This is a genomic window from Nocardia arthritidis, assembly GCF_011801145.1.
Taxonomy (GTDB): Bacteria; Actinomycetota; Actinomycetes; order Mycobacteriales; family Mycobacteriaceae; genus Nocardia; species Nocardia arthritidis_A.
In genome coordinates this window covers 222,391-244,788 of the sequence record NZ_CP046172.1, presented here as the reverse complement: position 1 = coordinate 244,788, position 22,398 = coordinate 222,391, and the positions used below count along the sequence as shown (strand labels likewise).

Genomic DNA, 22,398 nt, shown 5'->3' with positions numbered 1-22,398 from the left:
GCCGTAAGCTAGGTAAAAATCGGGGCCAGCTGATCGCCAGGCGCTCCTCGTCCTACCTCGTTTCCCTAGGCCGTTCGCTCAGCGTTTCCGCTGCTCTGGGCCCCGGGTCGGTGTCCGTGTCGCTCTGACCTGGAATAAGTTACGCGGAGAAGAACACTGCGTCAAATCCCCTGGATACGCCACGTCTTCCCAGTTCAACGCTCCCCAAACCACCCCAACCCCACACCAATCCGGACAAATGTGACCCAGACCACCCCAATCCCGTTGCCACACCCCGGTTCTCCCACCAACCACGCAACCAAACAACGCCCGCCGCAGCAGCCGATCCGTATCGGCGAAGGCCAATACGGTGGGCCAATGGCAATCACCGGCCCCGACACCGTGGTCTACCGCGCGGCACGCCCCGAGGACGCGAAGGCGATCAACGGCATCGACGACTCATTCAGCACCAACACGATTCTGACGGTGACCAGCACCAACGACGGATTCGCTCTAAAGGAAACACCGGTAACCCCACCGATCCACAAGCAATTCCCAAAAGACGACGACCACCCCTGGGGCGAGAACCCGACCGACACGATCGTCGCAGTAGCCAACCAACAGGTGTGCGGGTTCGTCACCACCGAATACGAGACATGGAACAGACGCCTGACCATCGTCGAAATCCGCGTGGCCCCAACACATCGAGGCCACGGCATCGGCCGAGCCCTACTGAATCAGGCCATCCAGCGCGCCCGCGAACAGGGAGCCGGCCACGTCTGGCTGGAGGTCACCAATATCAACACCCCAGCCATCCACCTGTACCGGAAGGCAGGATTCACCTTCTGCGGACTAGACACCTCGCTCTACAAGAACACGGAATCAGCCACCGAAACAGCACTGTTCATGACCCACCCCTGCTGACCCCGAACAACAGAAGAACAGGGACCCACCAAACGCAACCACAAACCGAAGGGTCACCCCCGCAACCAGTTCACCTATCCGAACAACTGACACAGGGAAGGGGGTCCGGGGGCGAAGCCCGCCGGGTGGGGCGTGGGGGCTTCGCCCCCACAAAAACGAGCGAAACGAGAAAGGCCCATGCCCTCCATGGGCATGGGCCACCGACGAGTGCAGCGGGCGGAGACGGAGGGATTTGAACCCCCGGTCGCTCTCGCGACGCTCGCTTTCAAGGCGAGTGCATTCGGCCGCTCTGCCACGTCTCCAGGATCCCGATGGTAGCGGACCCGGTTAATCGCCGCGCCGGGCGATCTCTTCGTCGATGCGACCGAAAACGTCGCCGATGACCTCTAGTTGGGCGGGGTGAGCAGGTCGATGAAGTCGCGGCGGACCGCGTCGACGTGGCCGGGTGCGGCGGCGGCGAGTCGGCGCATACCTTCGTCGGTGAGTTCGGCGAGTACGCCGCGGCCGTCTTCGAGGCAGGTGTTGCGGCGCACCATTCGTTGTGCTTCGAGCCGGCGGATCTGGTGGGTGAGTCTGCTGCGCGAGGACAGTACGCCGTCGGCCAGTTCGCTCATTCGCAGTGAACGGTCGGGCGCTTCGGACAGTAGGACCAGGATCCGGTATTCGGCGACGCTGAGGTCGGAGTCGCGCTGTAATTGCCGGTTCAGCGCCGTCATCAGGCGCTGGTGTCCATCCATGTAGGCGCGCCACGCGCGTTGTTGCGCGGGTGTCAGCCAGTTGGGTTCGGCGTCCGTGCGACCGTTCGGTTCGGGATGCACGCCGGTCATTCTAATGCTCCGAGCAGGCACGACGTGGTCAGCGGACGGCGGCGAGCAGTGAGCGGTCCAGCTCGCTGACTTTCCCGTATCCGGATAATCCGAGGGTCGCGTCGAGGTCGGCGAGCAGGACGCGCAGTGCGTGTCGCACGCCGTCGCGGCCGGCGATGCCGAGGCCGTAGGTCCACGGCCTGCCGTAGAGCACTGCTTTCGCGCCGAGCGCCAAGGCGATCAGCGCGTCGGAACCGGTGCGGATGCCGGAGTCGAACAGTATGTCGGCGCGATCGCCGACGGAGGCGACCACCGCGGGCAGTGCGTCGAGCGAGCCGACGGCCCCGTCTACTTGTCGGCCGCCGTGGTTGCTGACGATCACTCCGTCGGCGCCCGCGTCGACGACGAGGCGCGCATCGTCGGGATGTTGAATGCCTTTCACCGCGATGGGCAGCGTGGTCCATTCGCGCAGCCTGCCGATGTCGGCGGGTTGCAGCGTGTGGTTGCCGAACAGGTTGATCCAGGTGAGCACCGCCAACTGCATGGCCTGTTCGCTGTCTTCGGGCGCGGTGCCGAGTTTCGCGCGGAAGACCGGATCGGACAGGTAGTTCGCGATGCCCTTGCCGCGCAGGAAGGGCAGGTGTGCGAGTTCGAGGTCGCGCGGCCGCCAGCCCATGCTCGGGGTGTCGACGGTGACGACGATCGCCTTGGCACCCGCCCGTTCCGCGCGGGTGACCAGCGAGCGGGCCAGTTCGTCGTCGTTGGGCCAGTAGAGCTGGTACCACCAGTCGCCCGCGACGGCGCCGACGTCTTCGATGGCGGTGGAGGCCGCGGTCGAGAGCACCATGCCGATGCCGAGTTCCTTGGTGGTTTCGGCGACCGCGGTTTCGCCGTCCTTGTGCAGCAGTTCGAGTACGCCGATGGGCGCGGTGAGCACGGGCGCCGCCAATTTGGTGCCGAGCACTTCGACCGTGAGGTCCCGCGCGCCGGTGCCGGTGGTGCCGCGCAGCATTCGCGGCAGGATCCGGTACCGGTCGAAGGCGGAGAGGTTGGCGGCCGCGGTGCGTTCGGCCGAGGCGCTGCCCGCGATGTATGCGTAGACCGCCGGTTCCAGCACCTGTTCGGCCCGCCGCGCCAAACCCTCGGCCGTCATTGGCAATTCGGGCATCAGCCCGCCGAGACCGCCCAGGTAGATTTCGTTCTGGAAGTCGACGAAAACGCTGCTCACCACCCGAACGCTAGCGTGTTTCCCCCGTTGGCGCAGGCATTGCCGAATATGTTGTCGCGCGGTCGCTCTCGATCGGCTGGGCGGTTCACCGGCTGGCTGTCAGCAGGTGGACGAGGTTCGCCCAGCTGCCCGCGCGGGCATCGCGCTGCGAGACCGCGGTGACCGGCAGCGGCCATTCGATCGCGAGCTCGGGGTCGTGGTACGCGACGCCGAGATCTTCGGCCGGGTCGTGCGGCCGGTCGATCCGGTAGCAGACGTCGGCGATCTCGGTCAGCGCCTGAAAGCCGTGCAGATAGCCCGGCGGCACATACAGGTGACGAAATTCGTTGTCGTCCAAGAGGAATGACCGCCATTCACCGAATGTCGGCGAACCAGGCCGGATATCGACGAGCACGTCGTGCACCGCACCGTGCGCGCAGCGGACCAGCTTCGCCTCGCCGCGGCCCGCGCGACCGTGCATGCCCCGGATGACGCCGCGCACCGAACGGGATTGGGAATCCTGGACGAACGATGCCGCCGTACCCGGCGCGCCCAGGTATGCGTCGAAGAGGTCCGCGTCGAAGGTTCTGGTGAACAGCCCGCGTTCGTCGCGGAACGGCTCGGGCGTGAGCACAAGGACATCGGCGAGGTCGGTCCGCTCGATACGCACCACATCATGGTGGCACCGGATACGGCGTGCCGCGAACCCGGCGGTTTCGCGAATACGGCAGGCTGGAGCGGTGCGCGCAATAAACCTGAACGGTTTCGGTGGACCAGAGGTAATGGTGTGGACCGAGGCGCCGGATCCGGCGCCCGGACACGGCGAGGTGCTGATCGACGTGCTGGCGGCCGGCGTGAACCGCGCGGATCTGCTTCAGCGCCAAGGCTTTTACCCACCCCCGCCGGGCGCGAGCCCGATCATGGGCCTCGAGTGTTCCGGTGTCGTCGCCGAAGTCGGCGATGGGGTGCGCGACTGGCGAGTCGGCGACCGGGTGTGCGCGCTGCTGTCCGGCGGCGGCTACGCCGAACGGGTTGTCGTGCCCGCGACCCAACTGCTGCCGGTCCCCGACGGACTGGATCTGGCCGCGGCGGCCGGACTTCCGGAGGCGGCCGCGACGGTGTGGTCGAACCTGGTGATGACCGCGGGCCTGCACGCCGGACAGCTGTTGCTGATCCACGGCGGCGGCAGCGGTATCGGCACCCATGCGATCCAGATCGCGAAAAGTCTCGGCGCGCGGGTCGCGGCGACCGCGGGTTCGGCCGAAAAGCTGCGGCGCTGTGCGGAATTGGGCGCCGAGGTGTTGATCAACTATCGGGAGGACGATTTCGTCGAGGCGGTGCGCGCGCAGGGTCCGGGCGCGGATGTGATTCTCGACGTGATGGGCGCGGCATATCTGGCCCGCAATGTCGACGCGCTGGCGCCGCACGGCCACCTGGTGGTGATCGGAATGCAGGGCGGGGCCAGTGGCGAATTGAATCTCGGTGCGCTGCTTCGCAAATGGGGCAGCATCCACGCCACCAACGTGCGTAACCGCCCGGCCACCGGCACCGGCAGCAAGGCCGAGATCATCGCCGAACTGCGCGGGCGGGTCTGGCCGCTGATCGCCGACGGCCGCGTCGTCCCGGTGATCGATGCCGAAATCCCGGTCGCCGATGCGGCCGAGGCGCATCGCCTGCTCGATGCCTCGGGCGCGTTCGGCAAGGTGGTGCTGCGGATCCGCGACGAGTGACTACTCCAGCGCGGCGAGGGCGCGGCCGAGCTGGTCGATCTCGAATCTCGTTGTGTAGGGGGCGAGTCCGATGGTGACCGCCCCACCTTCGTCGTTCACGCCGAGCGCGTCGAGCAGCCTGCTGCCGCCGTGCACCCCGCTGACGGTGCCGATCCGGTTGTCGCCGAGTTTGGCCGCGACCTTCTCCGCCTGCATGCCCGCCATGGTGAAGCTGACGGTCGGAATGCGGGTGGAGGCCCGCCCGATGACGGTGAGGTTCGGGATCTTGTCCAGTACTTCCATCAGATGCTCGAAGAGCTGGTCGTGGTAGTCCTGCAGTGAGGTGATGGAGATTTCGAGCCGTTCGCGGCGGCTGCCGCGGGCTCGTTCGTCGAGCCCGGCGAGGTAGTCGATGGAGGTGGTGAGCCCCGCGAGCAGCGCGTACTGGTGGCCGCCGACCTCGAGCCGTTCCGCACCTTTCGCATAGGGGTTCAACGACATCGACGGAATCCGGTCCAGGAAGGCCGGATCCCGGAACACCAGCGCGCCGATCTGCGGGCCGCCCCAGGCCGGCGCGCTGACCGCGATCACGTCGGCGTTGAGTTCGTCGATATCGATGAGCGCGTACGGCGCGGCGCCGAAGCAGTCGGCGACGAGCAGGCCGCCGACCTCGTGCACGCGGTCGGCGGCCACCCGGACCGCTGGCGCCGAGCCGACGATCGGGGAGGCCGCGGTGAGCGCGACCAGGCGCGCCGTCGGTCCGATCAGCTCCTCGAATTGCCATGACGGCATTTCACATGTTTCGATTTCCACCTCGGCCCAACGCACGTGCGCGCCATAGCGATTGGCGATGCGCAGCCAGGGCGCGACATTGGCCTCGTCGTCGAGCCGGGACAGCACGATGCCGGTGCCGAGCCCGAGCCGGGAGCTGAGCGATTCGGCGAGCCAGGCCAATAAAACCGCGCGGTCTGGTCCGAGCACCACGCCCGCGGGATCGCCGCCGACCAGATCCGCGACGGCCTCGCGCGCCGCGTCGACGATGGCCGCGCTGCGCATCGCGGCGCCGTGCCTGCCGATGTGCGAGAACGCGGAAGTACGGAAACCCGTTGAGACGGCACGGGATACCGAATCCGGGACCAGCATTCCGGACTGCGGATCCAGATGAATCCAACCGTCGCCCAGGGACGGTATCAGGCCCCGAACCCGCGCGACGTCGTAAGTCATGCTGGCCACTCTAAGGGCAGCGGCCGAGCCTGCGTAACCCTCCCCGACCACCGGGCTTAGCGCGTTCCGCGGTGACGCGACATGATAGGGACCATGACGCAATCGGATGAGACTCCGGACTCCATCGTCGTGATCGGACCCGAGGGCCGGCCGTTGATCATCCCCGCGGATGCGGTGTCGGACACTCCCCTCACCGCACAGGTGGTGACCGACAGCGATGAGAGCAAGAAGGATAAGGACAACCCGGACGAGCGCGACGACTCCGGCGAATCCCTCGCGGACATGGTCGAACAGCCCGCGAAGGTGATGCGCATCGGAACGATGATCAAACAGCTGCTCGAAGAGGTGCGCGCGGCTCCGCTCGACGACGCCAGCCGCACCCGGCTGCGGGAAATCCACAAATCATCGATCCGCGAGCTGGAACAGGGCCTCGCCCCCGATCTGCGCGAGGAGCTCGAGCGCCTCGCGCTACCGTTCAGCGACGACGCGATCCCCTCCGATGCCGAACTCCGCATCGCCCAGGCGCAGCTGGTCGGCTGGCTGGAGGGTCTGTTCCACGGCATCCAAACCGCGTTGTTCGCCCAGCAGATGGCCGCACGGGCCCAGCTGGAGCAGATGCGCCAGGGCGCGCTGCCGCCCGGAATCCACGCACACGACCCGCGCGGTAGCCAGTCCGGCCCGGTATCCGGCGGTTCGGGACAGTATTTGTGACCCGAGATTCGGGATCTGTGCGACCGGGCGGCAACGCGGTAGAAACGATGCCGACGGACGCACGCCACAATCGAGGCAATGGTGTCCACCGACCCGCGTGTGCCGCACGGGTCGGTGGGGATTTGCCAAGGTAGTGTCGAGCACCGTGCCCACCGCTGCCGCTCGCTCCGACTCGATTCCCGGGAAGGATGCGCAGCGTCCCGATCAGAGCCAAGTGCATTCGGATGAGAGCCCCGTGCGTACAGACGAGAATTCGGTGAAAGAGAAGGCGGCGGCCGAGCCCGCCGCGGCCGAGCCGACGAATCCCGAGCCGCTGGTGTCGGATTCGCAGACCTTCCACCGCGCGTTCAAGGACCTACGCGACGGTTTCGCACAGCGCGAACTCTGGCTGTCGCTGGGCTGGCAGGACATCAAGCAGCGGTATCGGCGGTCGGTGCTCGGACCGTTCTGGATCACCATCGCCACCGCCGTGCAGGCATCGGCCATGGGTCTGCTCTACGCGACCCTGTTCGACAGTCCGCTGGGCGACTATCTGCCCTATGTGACGATCGGCTTGATCATCTGGAATGTGATCAACGCGAGCATCATCGAGGGCTCCGAGGTCTTCATCGCCAATGAGGGCCTGATCAAACAACTTCCGTCGGCGTTGAGCGTGCACATCTATCGGCTGGTGTGGCGGCAATTGCTGTTCTTCGCGCACAACATCGTCATTTATGCGGTGCTGCTCGCGGTGTTCGGGGTTTGGCGGCATCTGAGCCCGGCCAGCCTGCTCGCCATTCCGGCGATCGTGCTGATATTCCTCAATTCGATGTGGGTGTCGATCGTGTTCGGCATTTTCAGCACCCGCTACCGCGATATCGCGCCCATCCTCAGCAGCACCACGTTGATGCTGTTCGTCCTCACCCCGGTGATGTGGAAGGCTCAGGCCCTGGCGTCGCATGTCAACGGGGGCAGTAGCCGGGCCAGGCTGGTCGAGATCGTGCCGACCTATCACTACCTGGAAATCGTGCGCGCCCCGCTGCTCGGTGAACCGCAGGCGCTGCGGCACTGGGCGATCGTGCTGGCGATCACCGTGGTCGGCTGGATCGTGGCGATCTTCGCAATGCGGCAGTACCGTTCGCGCGTGCCGTACTGGGTATAGGAGCGTTGGCCCTGATGACAGATGGTGTGAGTATCGAAACCCGCCAGGCGTGGGTGGAGTTCCCGATCTTCGACGCGAAATCGCGGTCGCTGAAAAAGGCGTTCCTCGGCAAGGCGGGCGGCGCGATCGGGCGCAACCAGTCCGATGTCGTCGTGGTCGAGGCATTGCGCGACATCACCCTTTCGATGAAGGAGGGCGACCGGGTCGGCTTGGTCGGGCACAATGGCGCGGGCAAATCCACGCTGCTGCGACTGCTTTCCGGTATCTATGAACCAACGCGCGGCAGCGCCCGGGTTCGTGGCCGGGTGGCGCCGGTGTTCGATCTCGGGGTCGGTATGGATCCGGAAATCTCCGGCTACGAGAACATCATCATCCGCGGCCTGTTCCTCGGACAGACCCGTAAGCAGATGCTGTCCAAGATCGATGAGATCGCCGATTTCACCGAACTCGGCAAATACCTCGAGATGCCCTTGCGCACCTATTCCCACGGTATGCGGGTGCGGTTGGCGATGGGCGTCGTCACCTCGATCGATCCGGAGATCCTGCTGCTGGACGAGGGAATCGGCGCGGTGGACGCGGATTTCATGAAGAAGGCGCGACTTCGGTTGCAGGAGTTGGTGGCCCGGTCGGGCATACTGGTGTTCGCCAGCCATTCCAACGAATTCCTCGCTCAACTCTGTGATTCGGCGCTGTGGATCGACCACGGCCAGATCCGTTTGCGCGGCGGCATCGAAGAAGTGGTGCGCGCCTATGAGGGTCCCGACGCCGGAAATCACGTCGCGACCATCCTGCGCGAAATGGAGGCCGAGCGCGCGGCCGCGGCGCTGGTCGAGACGGATACCGAACGAGAACTGGAGAAGAACCAGGTATGAGCGAGCCGACCGGGCAGGACGCCCCGATCGAGGCAGGGGCGCAGGTCCCGGTCGACTCAGCCGACGCTGCGGCGGATTCGGCGAAAGACGCTGCGACGCAGGATGAACCGGAATTCGCGGCATTCGAGCCGACGAATACCGGCGCGGATGCGCGGATCATCGCCGTCGTCGTCACCCACAAGCGGCGTGACCTGCTCGCGGAATCGCTGAAAGCCGTGGTCTCCCAGTCCCGGCCGGTGGATCACCTGATCGTGGTCGACAATGCGAACGAGCCCGAGGTCGCGGATCTGGTGCGGGAGCAGCCGATCGAATCGACCTACCTCGGTTCGGCGCACAACCTAGGCGGGGCAGGCGGTTTCGCGCTCGGCATCCTGCACGCGCTGACCCAGGGCGCCGACTGGGTGTGGCTGGCCGACGACGACGGCAGGCCGGAGGGCGCCGAGGTGCTGGCCACCCTGCTGAATTGCGCCGCCCGCCATGGGCTCGCCGAGGTATCGCCGGTGGTCTGCGATATCGACGATCCCGATCGGCTGGCCTTCCCGCTGCGCCGCGGCGTCGTGTGGCGGCGGCTGCGCTCCGAACTCGGCGACGATGACTTCCTGCCCGGTATCGCATCGCTGTTCAACGGCGCGCTGATCTCCGCGAAAGCCGTTGACCTGATCGGTGTTCCGGATCTGCGGCTATTCGTGCGCGGCGACGAGGTGGAGGTGCACCGGCGCCTGGTCCGGTCCGGGCTGCCGTTCGGCACCTGCCTGCAAACCGCATATCTGCATCCGAACGGCGCGGCGGAGTTCAAGCCGATTCTGGGCGGGCGCATGCACACCCAGTACCCGGACGATCCGGTCAAGCGCTACTTCACCTATCGCAACCGCGGCTACCTCATGTCCCAGCCGGGTATGCGCAAACTCCTTCCGCAGGAATGGATTCGCTTCTCCTGGTTCTTCCTGGTCACCCGCCGCGATCCGGCCGGGTTGCGCGAATGGTTCCACCTGCGCTCGCTGGGCAGGCACGAACAATTCGGCAAGCCCGACTGAACGGCCGCTACTACGGCTGAGGCAAACTCTGCGCATGAGTGAACCGCTGCGGACTACGGCTTGTGCCGCGCACGGCCATCCGGAGTTCACGATCATCGTCGCAGGCCCGATCATTCCGGGATACGACCGTTGGCTGCTCAGCTACCTGGAGGACGCGGTCGCACACGGTTCGCGCTTCCGGCCGGGTAAGACGCTCGATATCGGCTGGTCGACCCTGCAGGTGATCGAGCGCCCCGATACGACGCTCGGGCTGGCCGAGCGGACCGGTCTGAATACGTGGTCCGAACAGGTGGATCGGACACTGCGCGATCTCTGGTATCAGCGCGAGGTCGCGGCCAGCGTCGACCTGACCAGCCGGCTCGTCTTCCCGAAACCGAGCCAGCTCGTCGCTGTTCGTCCGTGCGGCCTGGAGACCTCGGTTTTCGTATTGAGCCGCAAGGAGCCGCTGGAGGTGGAGGATTCCGGTTGGCATGTGCCGTGCATCGATAAGCACGAGCACACCAAATCGGATTGGATGACGCTCTACCGGCTGACGGACAAGATGCCGTTCGTGACGCCGTTTCTCGCGCTGCCGCTCGGCACCACCGTCTATATCCCGTGGTTGCGCACCACGTTCACCGGGCGGATCCGGCCGAAGATCATGCTCGACGGCGAGCCGCTGGTGCCGACGCCCGGGTCGTATCTGGCCATGCTGCAGGCCGACGACTGAAAAATGGATTGCGCGTATCCGGAGCCTTTGCGAGAGTGGTCGGGTCGCTTCGAGAGGTGAGGAGGTGTGGATCGTGACGCGGATTGTTCGGATTGTCGTGCCTGGCCGGGCCGCGCCCGCCGCACGAACCTCCACTCCACACTCATCTCGCTGAGTCCGTGTCGGGCTCGGCGCCCGACGAAGGACCTGTTCCCAAATGGTCGACTACGACCTTCTCATTCCGTATGGCTGGACCGAATCCGTTGCCGCCGAATACGATTCGTTGCTCGAGGAGCGTTGCGTTCCCGCGCGGATCGTCCGAATGGACCGCAGCGAATGCGATGTCGTCACCCCGAGTGGTCCGGCGCGAGCCACCTGTCCGCGGCCGGACTCCGAGATCAGCGGGCTGTGCACCGGCGACTGGGTTGGCATCGATTCGGAAAACGCGGTGCGGCAACTACTTCCGCGCCGGTCGGCGATCGTCCGGGCCAGCGCGTCGCGGCGTTCGGAACCGCAGGTGCTCGCCGCGAACGTCGATACGGTGCTGATCTGCGTTGCCGCCGACGACGATCTCGATCTCGGACGGCTGGAGCGGATGCTCGCGCTGGTCTGGGAAAGCAATGCCCAGCCGGTCGTCGTCCTCACCAAAGCCGATGCGGCGCAACATATTCCACTGGACGAGGCACAGGCTGTCGCGCCGGGCGCGGTAGTAGTGTCGGTCAGCGCGAATACCGGCGCCGGACTCGACGTGCTCACCGCACTACTCGACGGCACGGTCGCACTGCTCGGCATGTCCGGCGCGGGTAAATCCACCCTCGCCAACGCCCTACTCGGCGCGGAAGTGTTCGCCACCAACGCGGTTCGCGCGGTGGACAAGAAGGGCAGGCATACGACGGTGCATCGGGAACTGCGGCCGCTGCCCTCGGGCGGCACGTTGATCGATACGCCAGGACTGCGCGGAATCGGGCTGTGGGACGCCGCCGACGGTATCGAGAAGACCTTCAGCGATATCGAATCCCTCACCGCGCAATGCCGATTCGCCGACTGCGCACACAACGGCGAACCCGGCTGCGCGATCGCGGCCGCACTCGACAGCGGCGCGCTCGCGGCGCGCCGCTTCGACAGCTATCGCAAGCTGGCCAGGGAGAACGCCTGGATGGCCGCCAGAACCGACAAGCGCCTGCAGGCCGAGCGCAGCCGGGAATGGAAGGTTGTCGCCAGGCAGCAGCGGCAGATCTATCGGGATCGCGGCTCTCGCCGCTGACGGTAAGACACCCGTCGCGCGAAAGCGATTGCGCGCGGCGGGTTTCCCGCACCGGCCCGGCGGGTAAGTAGCTCAGCGGCGCTCTCCGATCGAAAAGACCCGGATAACCAGGGGCAGAGCTGATTGCGCCGAATCGGCCGAGCCGGAGTAGATTCGGCACGCATCATCGCTATCTGGGAGGGATAGATGAATCAACCCGGTGGGTTCCCGCCAGCAGGTCAGTCGTATCCGGGCAGCGGACCCGGCCAGGGCTACGGTCAGCAGCCCGCACCATATCCGCCGCAGTACGGGCAGACCCCGGCCGGAAATCCATACGGCGCCCAGCCGGGTAACGGCCCGCAGTTCGCGCCGTCCGGACCGCAGTACGGTGCGCCGCCGCAGTTCGGGCAGCCGGGTCAGCAGTTCAATCAGCCGGGGCCGCAGTTCGGTCAGCCGAATGGTCAATTCGGCCAGCCCCCTGCGCAATTCGGCCAGCAGGGCGGGCAGTTCGGGCAACCGAACGATCCGCCGGGGCTCACCATCGACGCCTCATATCTGCCGATGTCGTTCATGCTCGCGCTGGTGAAGCCGAAGATCCGGATCAACGGCCAGCCGGTTCCGGTCACCCAGTGGGGGCCGAACCACATTCCGGTCGGGCCCGGCACGTACGACGTGTGGGTGGCGACGCCGTGGATGTTCGATATGGGCCCGGCACAGACCCAGGTGCAGGTCGGCCCCGGACAGGGCACGCGGGTGTACTACCGGACTCCCGCACTGATTTTCCTCAAGGGTGCGATAGGGCCGGTGCCGCAGAAGACGCCCGGCGCGATCGCCATGCTCATCGTCTTCGCGCTCCTCATCGTGCTGATCTTCTTGCCCACGCTGCTCGCGATGGCATAGCTGATCGAAAGGGCGCCGGTTATCCCGGCGCCTTTTTCTCGAACTACCTATGCAACTGATTGCATAGAACCGTCGTTTACGCTTAATCTGCAAGCGCGGGCCGCGCCACACCCGCGGCACATACGACAGGAGCAGGTCAATGACGGAACCGGGATCCAAGCCGCTCGCGGGTAAGACGATGATCATGTCGGGCGGCAGTCGCGGCATCGGCCTGGAGATCGCCAAGCGGGCGGCGGCCGACGGCGCCAACATCACCCTGATCGCCAAGACCGACCAGCCGCATCCCAAACTGCCCGGCACCATCCATACCGCGGCCGCCGAGCTGGAGGCGGCGGGTGGACGGGTCCTGCCATTCGTCGGCGATGTCCGCGACGACGACGCGGTTGCCGAGGCGGTACGGCAGACGGTCGAGCGGTTCGGCGGGATCGACATCGTCGTCAACAACGCATCGGCCATCGACCTGTCATCGACCGACGCGCTGTCGATGAAGAAATACGACCTGATGCAGGACATCAACTGCCGCGGCAGCTTCCTGCTGTCCAAGTCGAGCCTGCCCGCGCTGCGCGAATCCGCCGCCAAGGGTCGCAATCCGCACATTCTCACCCTCTCCCCGCCGCTCAACCTGGATCCCAAATGGGCGGGCAGCTCGCTCGGCTACACCATCGCCAAGTACGGAATGTCGCTCACCACACTGGGTTTGGCGGAGGAACTGAAGGGCGACGGCATCGGTGTCAACTCGCTGTGGCCGCGCACGACCATCGCCACCGCCGCGGTGCGCAACCTGCTCGGCGGCGATCAGATGATCGCGACATCCCGCACCCCGGATATCTACGCCGACGCCGCCTACCTGGTGCTCACCTCGCCCGCCAAGGACACCACCGGCAATTTCTTCATCGATGACGAGGTGCTTGCCGCACACGGCATAACCGACCTCGACAAGTACCGCGTCGTCCCCGGCGACACCGAACTCACCACCGACCTGTTCCTCTGAGCCGATGCGCTGTGCGGCAACGTCATCCGTTGCCGCACGGCACAGATACGCTAGCGTCGGTGCGGTGAGCGGTAATCCGATGATCACGCTGACGCTGGGTGATATCACCGAGCAGCGGGTGGATGCGATCGTGAACGCGGCCAACTCGTCGCTGCTCGGCGGTGGCGGGGTGGACGGGGCCATTCATCGCAAGGGCGGGCCCGCGATATTGGCGGAATGTCGGGCGCTGCGGGCGTCGCGGTATGGGCGCGGGCTGCCGACCGGGCAGGCCGTCGCGACCACCGCGGGTTTGCTGCCCGCCCGATGGGTTATCCACACGGTGGGGCCGGTTTGGTCGGCGACCGAGGACCGGTCGGACCTGCTCGCCGGGTGCTATCGCGAATCCTTGCGTGTCGCGGACGAATTGGGCGCGGAGGGGGTGGCCTTCCCTGCCATCTCGACGGGGATCTACCGGTGGCCGATCGATGACGGGGCCCGCATCGCGATCGAAACAGTGCGCGCCGCAACGACATCGGTGCGCCGCGCGATGTTCGTACTCTTCGACGAGCGGGCCTACCAGGCGTTCGAGAGCGCGCTGGAGCGATCGTAATTCATTGCGGACCAGTTCGACGCCGCGGTCTTCCGCGCCCAACTCGGTTGACTCAGTCGCCGATGCCGTAGAGGCGTTCCCAGTTGGCGCGGCTGGTGAGCTCGGGCACGGCGGCGCGGTACTGCTGTTGCAGCGCGGGCAGTTCGCGGCGCAGGCGGCGCAGCACCCGGATGGTGCGCAACAGCAGTTGGCGCGCTCTCGCCTTGTCCCGCTGGCGAACTCGCACACCCGACTGCGACGCGTCGGTGACCACGACATGATCGAACAGCGAAACATGCCACCAGTGCGCGTCTTCCCGGGTGACGCCGACCAACCCGCGCTGGGTGCGCCCGGTCCACTGGATGATGGCCCGTTTGATCAACACCAGCGTCGCTCGGCTGGGTTCACCACCGGCCCTGCGGATTTGGATATCGGCCGAGCGGACCGGCGGGGTCGCGGCGGGATGCTTGAGCGTCTCCGGATAGTCGGTGCGGCTGGACCTGGCCGCCGCCAGCGCCGCGATTCCGCCGTCGCGCAACACCTTCGGACCTCGCAGGAAGTCCTCGATGCCCTGCAGGGTGGTGTGCACCAGGCCGTACTGCATGGCGACCAGATGTTCGGCCAGCTCGCGGAAGAGCTTGCGGGTGATGGCCTTTCCGTCCAGCTCGGTGTGCAGCGCACCGACGATGAGCGAGTTGCGGGTGCTGAAATAGCGCGCCCAGTCGTCGTAGTCCTTCCAGTAGAAGTCGGCGTGCCACACCGCGGCATTGGGCAGCGTCACGGTCACGAAACCGTGTTCACGGGCCCGGATGCCGTATTCCACGTCGTCCCACTGGAAGAAGATCGGCACCGGCAGCCCGATGCGTGCCACCACCTCGGCCGGGATGAGGCAGGTCCACCAGGCGTTGTAGCCCGCGTCGACGCGCCGCTCCTGATTCCGTTTGAGCATGCTGGTGTTGCGCAACGCCTTCGGCACCTTCTGGCCGTGCCGCAGCTCGTTCAGGTGCACCTCCTCGGCGCCGACATTGAGGTAGTCGGGGTTGAGCAGGAACAGCATCTGCGCGCCGACCAGCGTCGGCTCCACCGTCATATTGGCGAAGGCGTTGAGCCGCAGGACCGTTTCCGGTTCGCAGAGGATGTCATCGTCCATCAGGATGACGTCGGCGTGCTCGTTGACCGCGGACACCTCGTAGAGCCCGCGGGTGAAACCGCCGGCGCCACCGAGATTCGGCTGCTGGATGTAGCGCAGCTTGTCGCCGAACGCGGGCGCGGTCTCCTGATAGCGCGGCCGGTTCCGCACCAGATCGGTGCCCTGATCGACGACGTAGACCGCATCGATGGCGGCCAGCACGGTCGGGTCGGAGGCAAGGGCGGCAACGGTATTCGCACAGTCCTCGGCCCGGTTGAAGGTGCAGATCGCGATGGCGACCGGGCGCATGTGATCGGGCGCGACCGAGGTCCAGGCGAGGTCGGTGATGCCGAGTTCGCCGCCGACGGCATCGAATTCGAGCCACAGCGCACCACCGTCGACGTACTGGTCCAGCGGCGCGGTGAGCGTCAGCGGACCGCTCGCGGTGACCTTGGCGGTGTCGATGATGCGGCGGTGCCCGGCGATATCGGAGGCGACCAGCCGGACCCTGGCCTCCTTGCCGACGTCGAGGACCATCCCGGCGCGCACCTCGGTGACCGTGGTCCAGCGCTGCCAGTAGCTCGCCGCGAACCGGCCGAAGTAGGTGTTGGTGTGCGCGCTCGCGCCCTTTTCCAGCCGCAGCGCCTGCCGGGTCCGATCGCCGCGCCCCTTGACGAATACCGCGTACAGCTCGTCGCTCACCTTCGCCGACGGGCCGGTGAAGATGCCGCGCTGCAGCACGAGCCGATCGGGCGCCCGATGGTCCGCGCGTAGCGAGGCGGGCGCGGCATCCGCGGTCGGGCGCTGATTCGTCTCGGTTACGGCCTGGGTAGCCGACTGGTCCATGAAGTCCTCGAAATCCTGATTGTGCCGGCGGGACAGACACGCCCCTGGGATGCCGTTCGCGGCGGGGGTGAGGATATCAACCGAGCCAGCGGTGCGCCCGATCGGCGACGCGCCTCAGTCGGACAAACCGCCCGGTTTGCCATCCGGACATTTGGTGCAAACAGATCGAAATTCGGTTGCCCGATATTCGCCACAAGCGCCAAGTTAACGCTCATTTAACGTTGACGACCCATGGTCGGATCATTTCCGATTCCGGTCGCCGACGAATACAAACCGGTCATATGCCCAATAACGGAAGACGACCGCGACGATCTGGCCGATCAACGTCCCGGAGATGTTGTCCGACAAGGGAGTAGACAAATCGAGGACGTAGCGGGAGAACCCCAGGCAACCCAACTGCAGGCCGATCGCGACCACGTTGAAGACCGCGTACAGCAGGTACTCCCGCGCCGGGTTGTCGGTCCGCTTGTGCCCGAAGGTCCACCACTTGTTACCGAAGTAGGTCACCACGGTGGCCACCGCGATCGCGATGATCTTGGCGGGTAGCGGCGCGTGGTACAGAACACCCTCGCCACCCCAGAAGACCAGCAGGTTGTAGGTGCCCGCGTCGACCAGGAAGCCGATCGCGCCCACCACCAGGAACGCGCTGCCCTGCCGCAACGCGCCGAGCACCCTGGTCAACAGCGGCACGCCGGGCGCCTCGCGTTCCTCGGCCTGCGCCGGGTATTCGGAGAAAGACGCTGGGTGCTCAGGGAAAGACACCGGCCGACGGTACCCCACCGACAACACGGCCAGCCGGGGTGCGCGCACACCCCTCGTTCCCTGTACCCTCCCGGTGTTCCCCAATTCACCGCCGACTCCGAGGATTGACCCGGGTGGACTCCACCGAGCTTCGTATTGCCGCCGTGGTCCCGTGCCACAACGAAGAGGCCTCGGTCGCCAAGGTCGTCACCGACCTGCAGGCCGCCGTGCCGGGGATCGTCGTCTACGTCTACGACAATCTCAGCACCGACGCCACCGCCGAATGCGCAGGCGCGGCGGGCGCCATCGTGCGCCAGGAGACCACGAAGGGCAAGGGCAATGTGGTCCGGCGCGCCTTCGCCGATATCGAGGCCGACGTCTACCTGATGATCGACGGCGACGACACCTACGAGGCGTCGGCCGCGCCGCTGATGATCAAGACCCTGCTCGAGGGCCCCTACGACCACGTACTGGGCGTGCGCAAGCAGGACGAGGGCGCCTCCGCCTACCGCGCGGGCCACGAAACCGGGAACAAGGTGCTCAACGGCGTGGTCGGCAAGGTGTTCGGGGAGAACGTCGAGGATATGCTGAGCGGCTTCCGGGTGTTCTCCCGCCGCTTCGTGAAGAGCTTCCCCGCGGTATCGCGCGAATTCGAGATCGAGACCGAGCTGACGGTGCATTCGCTGCACCTGCGGGTGCCGCGCACCGCGGTGCCGGTCGGCTTCCGCGACCGCCCGGCGGGCAGCGAGAGCAAACTGCGCACCTACCACGACGGATTCAAGATCCTGGCGCTGATCATCGGCCTGGCCAGGCATGAGCGGCCGGTCGCGTTCTACGGGCTGTTCGGCACGCTGAGCTGGTTGGTCTCCATCATCCTGACCATTCCGATCGTCATCGAATTCACCCAAACCCATGAGGTGCCGCGCTTCCCGACGCTGTTCCTCGGATTCACCCTGCTGCTGCTCGGCAGCCTGGCGTGGACCGCAGGCCTGATCCTCGACGGTATCCGCCGGTCCAGGCATGAGGCGGCACGCCTTGTCTACCTGCGGTATTCGGCGGTCGGCGCGGAGGAACCGCAGCGCGGCCCAACTCTGTTCCCGCTCACCGGAAACGGCGGTGACGGCGGGGCGGGCCGGTGACAACCTCCGCGGAACGGGCCGCCGCGTTGGCCGAAACCAACGGCGCCACAACGGAAGAATCTCCTGCGGCAGCCAAGATCGCTGCACCGAGCCGGTATTCGCGTTTCATCCGGCGGCTGTTCGCCCGATTCGGCGCGGCCACCATCGCTTTCGCGGTGATCGCGACCGTCTTCGGCACGCTGTTCACCTACCAGACCCCGGCGTTCTGGGGACACGACGAGATCACCCAGTTCGGCCGCGCCTACCAGGTGGCGCACGGCGGATTCCTGCCGCAGCGCATATCCGACGACCGCGGCGTCGCATACGGCGGCGAGGTGCCGCGCAGCATCGATGCGCTGATGGGCTATGCGTTCGAGGACTACAACCGCAAGATCGGCGAGCCGGATCCGATGGTCTCCGACCCCGCCGCCTACGGCAGGCTCGGCTCGGCACCCATTTCCTCGGATACCAAAACGGTGTGGTTCACCAACACCGCCGCCTACTCACCCGTGCCGTATGTTCCAGCGGCCGTTGGCATTCGGTTCGCCGAGCTGATCGGCCTGCACACCGGCGGAATGGTCCTGCTCACCCGGCTGGCCGGACTGCTCGCCTACCTGATCGTGGTGGGCTTCGGACTGTGGGCGCTGCGCGCGCACCGGGTGCAGTGGCTGGCGTTCACCGTCGCGGTGCTGCCCATCGCCATCTTCCAGGCGGGCACCGTCACCGCCGACACCATGACCAACGCGCTGGCGATCATGTTCTCCGCGCTGCTGGTCAAGGCGTTGTTCCTGGGCCACCGGCTGCGTCCGGTGGAAACCGCGGCGCTGCTGGCCGCGACCGTGCTGCTGCCGGTCAGCAAGCCGACCTACGTGCTGATGGCCATGCTGGTGGTGGTCGCACCCGCCGACCGGCTCGGACTCCGCGGCTGGTTGCGCTGGCTTCCTTGGGTTTTCGCCGGAATCGGCGCGGTGGCCTTCGCGGTGTGGATGAAGATCGCCGCGCCGACCGGCGAGGGTATGGGCCTGATGCGCCCGCAGGCACAATGGCATTCGGTGAAACCCGGTGAGCAGCTGCACGGAATCCTCACCGACCCGGGTCATTTCCTGAGCGTCTTCGGCGACAGCGTCTGGCTGCGCGACCAGCGGTGGTTCACCCAGTTCTTCGGTGAGCTCGGCTTCGCCTACGTCGACGTGCCCGCGCTGTCCATCGTGACCTGCCTGCTGGCCTTCGGCATCGCCATCGGAACAGCCGACCGGATGAACCGGGACACCGCGACGTTCCGCAAGACGCTGATCGTCGCGCTGGTGGTGGCGGCCAGCGTCGCGATGATCTACGTGACGCTGTACATGTCGTTCACACCGGTCGACTACTACATCATCGACGGCGTGCAGGGCAGGTACTTCGTGCCGTTGGCGGTGCTCGCGTTCGCGGCGCTGCTGCGCTGGATGCCGTTGCGGCTCACCGGAAGCGCCGGCCGGGTGCCCACCACCGGCGCCGCATGGACCGTCGTGATCGCCACGGTTGTCGCGCTGACGGCGGCGGTCCTGAAGTACACGACCGTGGTCTGGGGCTGAACGGCCTCAGCTCAGGGTCTGCTCGCCCGCCGCCGCGTATGCCTTTTCGGTCTCGGCTTTCCTTGGCCGCCACCAGGATTCGTTGTCCTGGTACCAGCGCACGGTCTCCGCGAGCCCGGTCCGGAAGTCGGAATACTTCGGCTCCCAACCCAATTCCGCACGCAGCAGCGACGCGTCGATCGCGTAGCGCTGATCGTGCCCGCGCCGGTCGGTGACGTGGTCGAAGTCGTCCGGATCGCGGCCGAACGCCTCGAGCAGCAGCCGCACCACCGATTTGTTGTCGAGTTCGCCCTGGGCGCCGATCAGATAGGTCTGCCCGATGCGGCCGCGCTCCAGGATGTCCCACACCGCGCGATTGTGGTCGTGCACGTGGATCCAGTCGCGCACCTGGTGACCCGCGCCGTAGAGACGGGGGCGCACGCCGTCGATCAGATTGGTGATCTGGCGCGGGATGAACTTCTCCACATGCTGGTAGGGGCCATAGTTGTTGCTGCAGTTGGAGATCGTCGCGCGCACGCCGAACGAGCGGGTCCAGGCGCGGACCAGCATGTCGCTGCCCGCCTTGGTGGCCGAATAGGGGCTGGACGGGTTGTATGCGGTGGTCTCGGTGAAGGCGGGCTCGTCGGGGGCCAGGTCGCCGTAGACCTCGTCGGTGGATACGTGGTGGTAGCGCACGTCGTGGCGGCGCACCGCCTGCAGCAGTGAATAGGTGCCGACGATATTGGTCTGCACGAATGGCCACGGTTCGGCCAGCGAGTTGTCGTTATGCGATTCGGCGGCGAAATGCACCACCGCATCCACCCCGCTGACCAACTCGTCGACCAGATCCAGATCGGCGATATCGCCGTGCACGAAATCAATGCGGTCGGCGACGGGGTCGAGCGAGGCGCGATTCCCGGCGTAGGTCAACGCGTCAAGGACCGTTATCGTCAGGTCGGGCCGCTCGGCCACCGTCTGGTGGACGAAGTTCGCGCCGATGAAGCCGGCTCCGCCGGTTACGAGCAGTCGCACGCCCACGACCTTACGTCCTGACGCGGGCACGGCGGCGACCAACCGTCGGCCCCGAACAGGCGCGCGTTACCAGCGGGAGGGCTGTGAGCTTGCTCTCAAAGGCCCGGCCCAAAAGTCACGACGATCAGATTCCATCAGTCTGATCTAAAGGCAAAAACCTGTCTTTCAGTGCGCGTTTACCTATCTCACCGAGCCTCGAGTCTCGACGGTGAACATAATTTGAATAAACGGTCACAAACGGTTCACCATGCGTTAGCTGGTCTAGATTTCGATCGGTTAGTCCCCTCCGAACGCTTCACATCGAGGTTCACAACAAAATGCTGATGAGGAAATTCGCCGCGACGTCGGCGTTGGTGATCGCCGCCCTCGGCGTCACCGCGGGCACTGTCAACGCGCAACCGGCCGAGCAGGTGGGAGTGAGCGTCGCTCAGTCTCCCGACAACGCCAACGCCACCGTTATCAAGACCGACTCGGGCTCGATCGACGTCGAGGACGGGGTACTGAAGATCAAGGCCGCCGACGGGACCGTCATGGCGGGTACCCCGCTGACGTTCCGGGTCAACGACTTCGAATTCCCGATCGCCGCGAACGTCGCCGACAAGTCGGTGACCCTGACCCCGCAGTACGACATGGACCACGCGACCTACAAGCCGGTCGCGTTGCCGTACGAGGACGTCGCTCCGTGGAAGACCCCGTACGACCGTGAGCAGGCCGCCTGGAACCGGATGAAGGACGAGATCTCCCTCGCCGCGACCGTCGCGACCGTGGTCGGCACCATCGGCGGCGCGACCGTCGGTTGCGTGCTCGGCGGCATCGTCGGCGCGACCGTGGCCGCGGCGACCATCGCCGGTCTGTTCGGCCCGTTCATCCCGGCCGCGCTCGTCGGCTGCATCGGTGGCGCCGCCACCGCCGCTCCGCTCGGTGGTATCGCGACCAACATCCTGATCACCGCGCCGGTCGCCATCGCGGCCGCCGTGCAGTACTTCACCACCATCAACGCGCCGTTCACCCCGGCACCGTCCAAGTGAGACGAAGCACCTTCTCGCACAACTGAATTCACACAACTGAACTCGCACAACCGAACAGCGAGCCAGGAACCCCGCCCGGCAGCCTTACCGGGCGGGGTTTCTCTTGGCCCGGCCGAGTTGCTGAAGATTCGCGAATTCAGTTACCGGTCACTACCACTTGCAAACGCACCTGATAGAGGACCACAGCACATGATCATCAAGAAGTTTGCCGCCACGTCGGCACTGCTCATCTCCGCGATCGGCGTCACCGCGGGCACCGTGCACGCCGCGCCCAACGACACCGTCAACGTCAACACGAGCAGCGACGGCACCAGCACCATCCTGAAGACCGATGCCGGCTCGCTGACCGTCGAGAACGGCGTCTTCGAAATCAAGTCGGCCAATGGCACCGTCATGGCGGGCACCCCGCTGACGTTCCGGGTCAACGACTTCGAATTCCCCATCGCCGCAAACATTTCCGGCAACACCGCGACCCTCACGCCGCAGTACGACATGGCGCATGCGACCTACAAGCCGGTCGCACTCCCGTTCGAGGACGTCGCTCCGTGGAAGACCCCGTACGACCGGGAACAGGCCGCCTGGAACCGGATGAAGGACGAGATCTCCCTCGCCGCCACCGTGGCGACCGTGGTCGGCACCGTCGGCGGCGCTGCCGTCGGCTGTGTCCTGGGTGGCATCGTCGGCGCCACCGTGGCCGCGGCGACCATCGTCGGCCTGTTCGGTCCGTTCATCCCGGCCGCGCTCGTCGGCTGCATCGGTGGCGCCGCCACCGCGGCCCCGCTGGGCGGTATCGCGGCGAACATCGTGATCACCGCGCCGGTCGCCATCGCCGCAGCGGCGCAGTACTTCACCACGATCAACCAGCCCTTCGTGCCGCCCGCCAAGTAAGACCAAGGCACTCAACGCATCTCGCGACGAACCCCGCTCGGCAGCAGCCGGGCGGGATAGCGCGAC

Annotated in this window: 21 protein-coding genes, 1 tRNA gene and 1 pseudogene; 15 read left to right on the top strand and 8 right to left on the bottom strand. The window is 66.2% G+C overall.

Annotated features, from left to right (window positions below):
* The first annotated feature begins 240 nt into the window (after nt 1-240).
* Nucleotides 241-903, top strand: a complete 663-nt coding sequence (locus F5544_RS01115) for a GNAT family N-acetyltransferase (protein WP_203217482.1) — start codon at nt 241-243, stop codon at nt 901-903.
* A 217-nt stretch (nt 904-1,120) separates the two neighbouring features.
* On the opposite strand, the gene F5544_RS01110 is transcribed toward F5544_RS01115, so the two are convergent.
* The 4 genes and pseudogenes from F5544_RS01110 to rfbC form a co-directional block, all read right to left on the bottom strand.
* Nucleotides 1,121-1,205: transfer RNA gene (locus tag F5544_RS01110), tRNA-Ser, on the bottom strand.
* Nucleotides 1,206-1,230: 25 nt separating this feature from the next.
* Nucleotides 1,231-1,730: pseudogene (locus F5544_RS01105) on the bottom strand (MarR family winged helix-turn-helix transcriptional regulator).
* A 28-nt stretch (nt 1,731-1,758) separates the two neighbouring features.
* On the bottom strand, nt 1,759-2,877 hold the full coding sequence (locus F5544_RS01100) for an alpha-hydroxy-acid oxidizing protein (protein ID WP_167478897.1): 1,119 nt from the start codon (nt 2,875-2,877) through the stop codon (nt 1,759-1,761).
* 145 nt (nt 2,878-3,022) lie between these two features.
* A complete protein-coding gene (gene rfbC / locus F5544_RS01095; RefSeq protein ID WP_167471444.1) occupies nt 3,023-3,586 on the bottom strand; it encodes a dTDP-4-dehydrorhamnose 3,5-epimerase in 564 nt (187 codons plus the stop codon).
* Between the two features lie 70 nt (nt 3,587-3,656).
* On the opposite strand from rfbC, the gene F5544_RS01090 reads away from it, so the two are divergent.
* On the top strand, nt 3,657-4,646 hold the full coding sequence (locus F5544_RS01090; RefSeq protein ID WP_167471443.1) for an NAD(P)H-quinone oxidoreductase: 990 nt from the start codon (nt 3,657-3,659) through the stop codon (nt 4,644-4,646).
* Here F5544_RS01090 and F5544_RS01085 read toward each other — a convergent pair whose 3' ends face one another.
* Nucleotides 4,647-5,849 carry a cysteine desulfurase-like protein gene (locus F5544_RS01085; protein WP_167471442.1) on the bottom strand — a complete coding sequence of 401 codons (1,203 nt, stop codon included), beginning with the start codon at nt 5,847-5,849 and terminating at the stop codon, nt 4,647-4,649.
* A gap of 93 nt (nt 5,850-5,942) precedes the next feature.
* Between F5544_RS01085 and F5544_RS01080 the strand changes: the two genes are divergently transcribed.
* From F5544_RS01080 to F5544_RS01040, 9 genes are all read left to right on the top strand, one after another.
* The gene (locus tag F5544_RS01080) at nt 5,943-6,560 is read left to right on the top strand and encodes a bacterial proteasome activator family protein (protein ID WP_167471441.1); all 618 of its coding nucleotides are present in this window, start codon (nt 5,943-5,945) and stop codon (nt 6,558-6,560) included.
* Between the two features lie 313 nt (nt 6,561-6,873).
* Nucleotides 6,874-7,701 carry a galactan export ABC transporter permease subunit Wzm/RfbD gene (gene wzm, locus F5544_RS01075; protein WP_167478896.1) on the top strand — a complete coding sequence of 276 codons (828 nt, stop codon included), beginning with the start codon at nt 6,874-6,876 and terminating at the stop codon, nt 7,699-7,701.
* Nucleotides 7,702-7,715: 14 nt separating this feature from the next.
* On the top strand, nt 7,716-8,573 hold the full coding sequence (wzt, locus tag F5544_RS01070) for a galactan export ABC transporter ATP-binding subunit Wzt/RfbE (protein ID WP_167471440.1): 858 nt from the start codon (nt 7,716-7,718) through the stop codon (nt 8,571-8,573).
* The gene (glfT1, locus tag F5544_RS01065; RefSeq protein ID WP_238847033.1) at nt 8,570-9,607 is read left to right on the top strand and encodes a galactofuranosyltransferase GlfT1; all 1,038 of its coding nucleotides are present in this window, start codon (nt 8,570-8,572) and stop codon (nt 9,605-9,607) included. The genes wzt and glfT1 overlap by 4 nt, the downstream gene beginning before the upstream one ends.
* A gap of 34 nt (nt 9,608-9,641) precedes the next feature.
* Nucleotides 9,642-10,316: an immunity protein Imm33 domain-containing protein gene (locus F5544_RS01060; protein WP_167471439.1), complete on the top strand. Its 675-nt coding sequence runs from the start codon at nt 9,642-9,644 to the stop codon at nt 10,314-10,316.
* A gap of 196 nt (nt 10,317-10,512) precedes the next feature.
* Nucleotides 10,513-11,559 carry a ribosome small subunit-dependent GTPase A gene (rsgA, locus tag F5544_RS01055; RefSeq protein ID WP_167471438.1) on the top strand — a complete coding sequence of 349 codons (1,047 nt, stop codon included), beginning with the start codon at nt 10,513-10,515 and terminating at the stop codon, nt 11,557-11,559.
* A 186-nt stretch (nt 11,560-11,745) separates the two neighbouring features.
* The gene (locus tag F5544_RS46135) at nt 11,746-12,438 is read left to right on the top strand and encodes a hypothetical protein (RefSeq protein WP_238847032.1); all 693 of its coding nucleotides are present in this window, start codon (nt 11,746-11,748) and stop codon (nt 12,436-12,438) included.
* A gap of 139 nt (nt 12,439-12,577) precedes the next feature.
* Nucleotides 12,578-13,429: an SDR family oxidoreductase gene (locus F5544_RS01045; protein ID WP_167471437.1), complete on the top strand. Its 852-nt coding sequence runs from the start codon at nt 12,578-12,580 to the stop codon at nt 13,427-13,429.
* Nucleotides 13,430-13,508: 79 nt separating this feature from the next.
* Entirely contained in the window at nt 13,509-14,018 is a 510-nt protein-coding gene (locus tag F5544_RS01040) for an O-acetyl-ADP-ribose deacetylase (RefSeq protein WP_167478893.1), read from the top strand.
* A gap of 52 nt (nt 14,019-14,070) precedes the next feature.
* On the opposite strand, the gene F5544_RS01035 is transcribed toward F5544_RS01040, so the two are convergent.
* A complete protein-coding gene (locus tag F5544_RS01035) occupies nt 14,071-15,972 on the bottom strand; it encodes a glycosyltransferase (RefSeq protein ID WP_167471436.1) in 1,902 nt (633 codons plus the stop codon).
* Nucleotides 15,973-16,212: 240 nt separating this feature from the next.
* Complete coding sequence (locus F5544_RS01030; protein WP_238847031.1) at nt 16,213-16,734, bottom strand: GtrA family protein; 522 nt, start codon at nt 16,732-16,734, stop codon at nt 16,213-16,215.
* 113 nt (nt 16,735-16,847) lie between these two features.
* On the opposite strand from F5544_RS01030, the gene F5544_RS01025 reads away from it, so the two are divergent.
* Nucleotides 16,848-17,852 (top strand): glycosyltransferase, encoded by a 1,005-nt coding sequence (locus F5544_RS01025; protein ID WP_167471435.1) that lies wholly within the window; start codon nt 16,848-16,850, stop codon nt 17,850-17,852.
* Nucleotides 17,849-19,405 (top strand): DUF2142 domain-containing protein, encoded by a 1,557-nt coding sequence (locus F5544_RS01020; RefSeq protein WP_167471434.1) that lies wholly within the window; start codon nt 17,849-17,851, stop codon nt 19,403-19,405. Before F5544_RS01025 ends, F5544_RS01020 begins: the two co-directional genes overlap by 4 nt.
* Nucleotides 19,406-19,411: 6 nt before the next feature.
* Here the strand turns inward: F5544_RS01020 and rfbB are convergent, their stop codons facing one another.
* Complete coding sequence (rfbB, locus tag F5544_RS01015) at nt 19,412-20,416, bottom strand: dTDP-glucose 4,6-dehydratase (RefSeq protein WP_167471433.1); 1,005 nt, start codon at nt 20,414-20,416, stop codon at nt 19,412-19,414.
* Nucleotides 20,417-20,733: 317 nt separating this feature from the next.
* Between rfbB and F5544_RS01010 the strand changes: the two genes are divergently transcribed.
* Nucleotides 20,734-21,444, top strand: a complete 711-nt coding sequence (locus tag F5544_RS01010; RefSeq protein WP_167471432.1) for a hypothetical protein — start codon at nt 20,734-20,736, stop codon at nt 21,442-21,444.
* Nucleotides 21,445-21,633: 189 nt separating this feature from the next.
* Entirely contained in the window at nt 21,634-22,332 is a 699-nt protein-coding gene (locus tag F5544_RS01005) for a hypothetical protein (RefSeq protein ID WP_167471431.1), read from the top strand.
* The last annotated feature ends 66 nt before the right edge of the window (nt 22,333-22,398 follow it).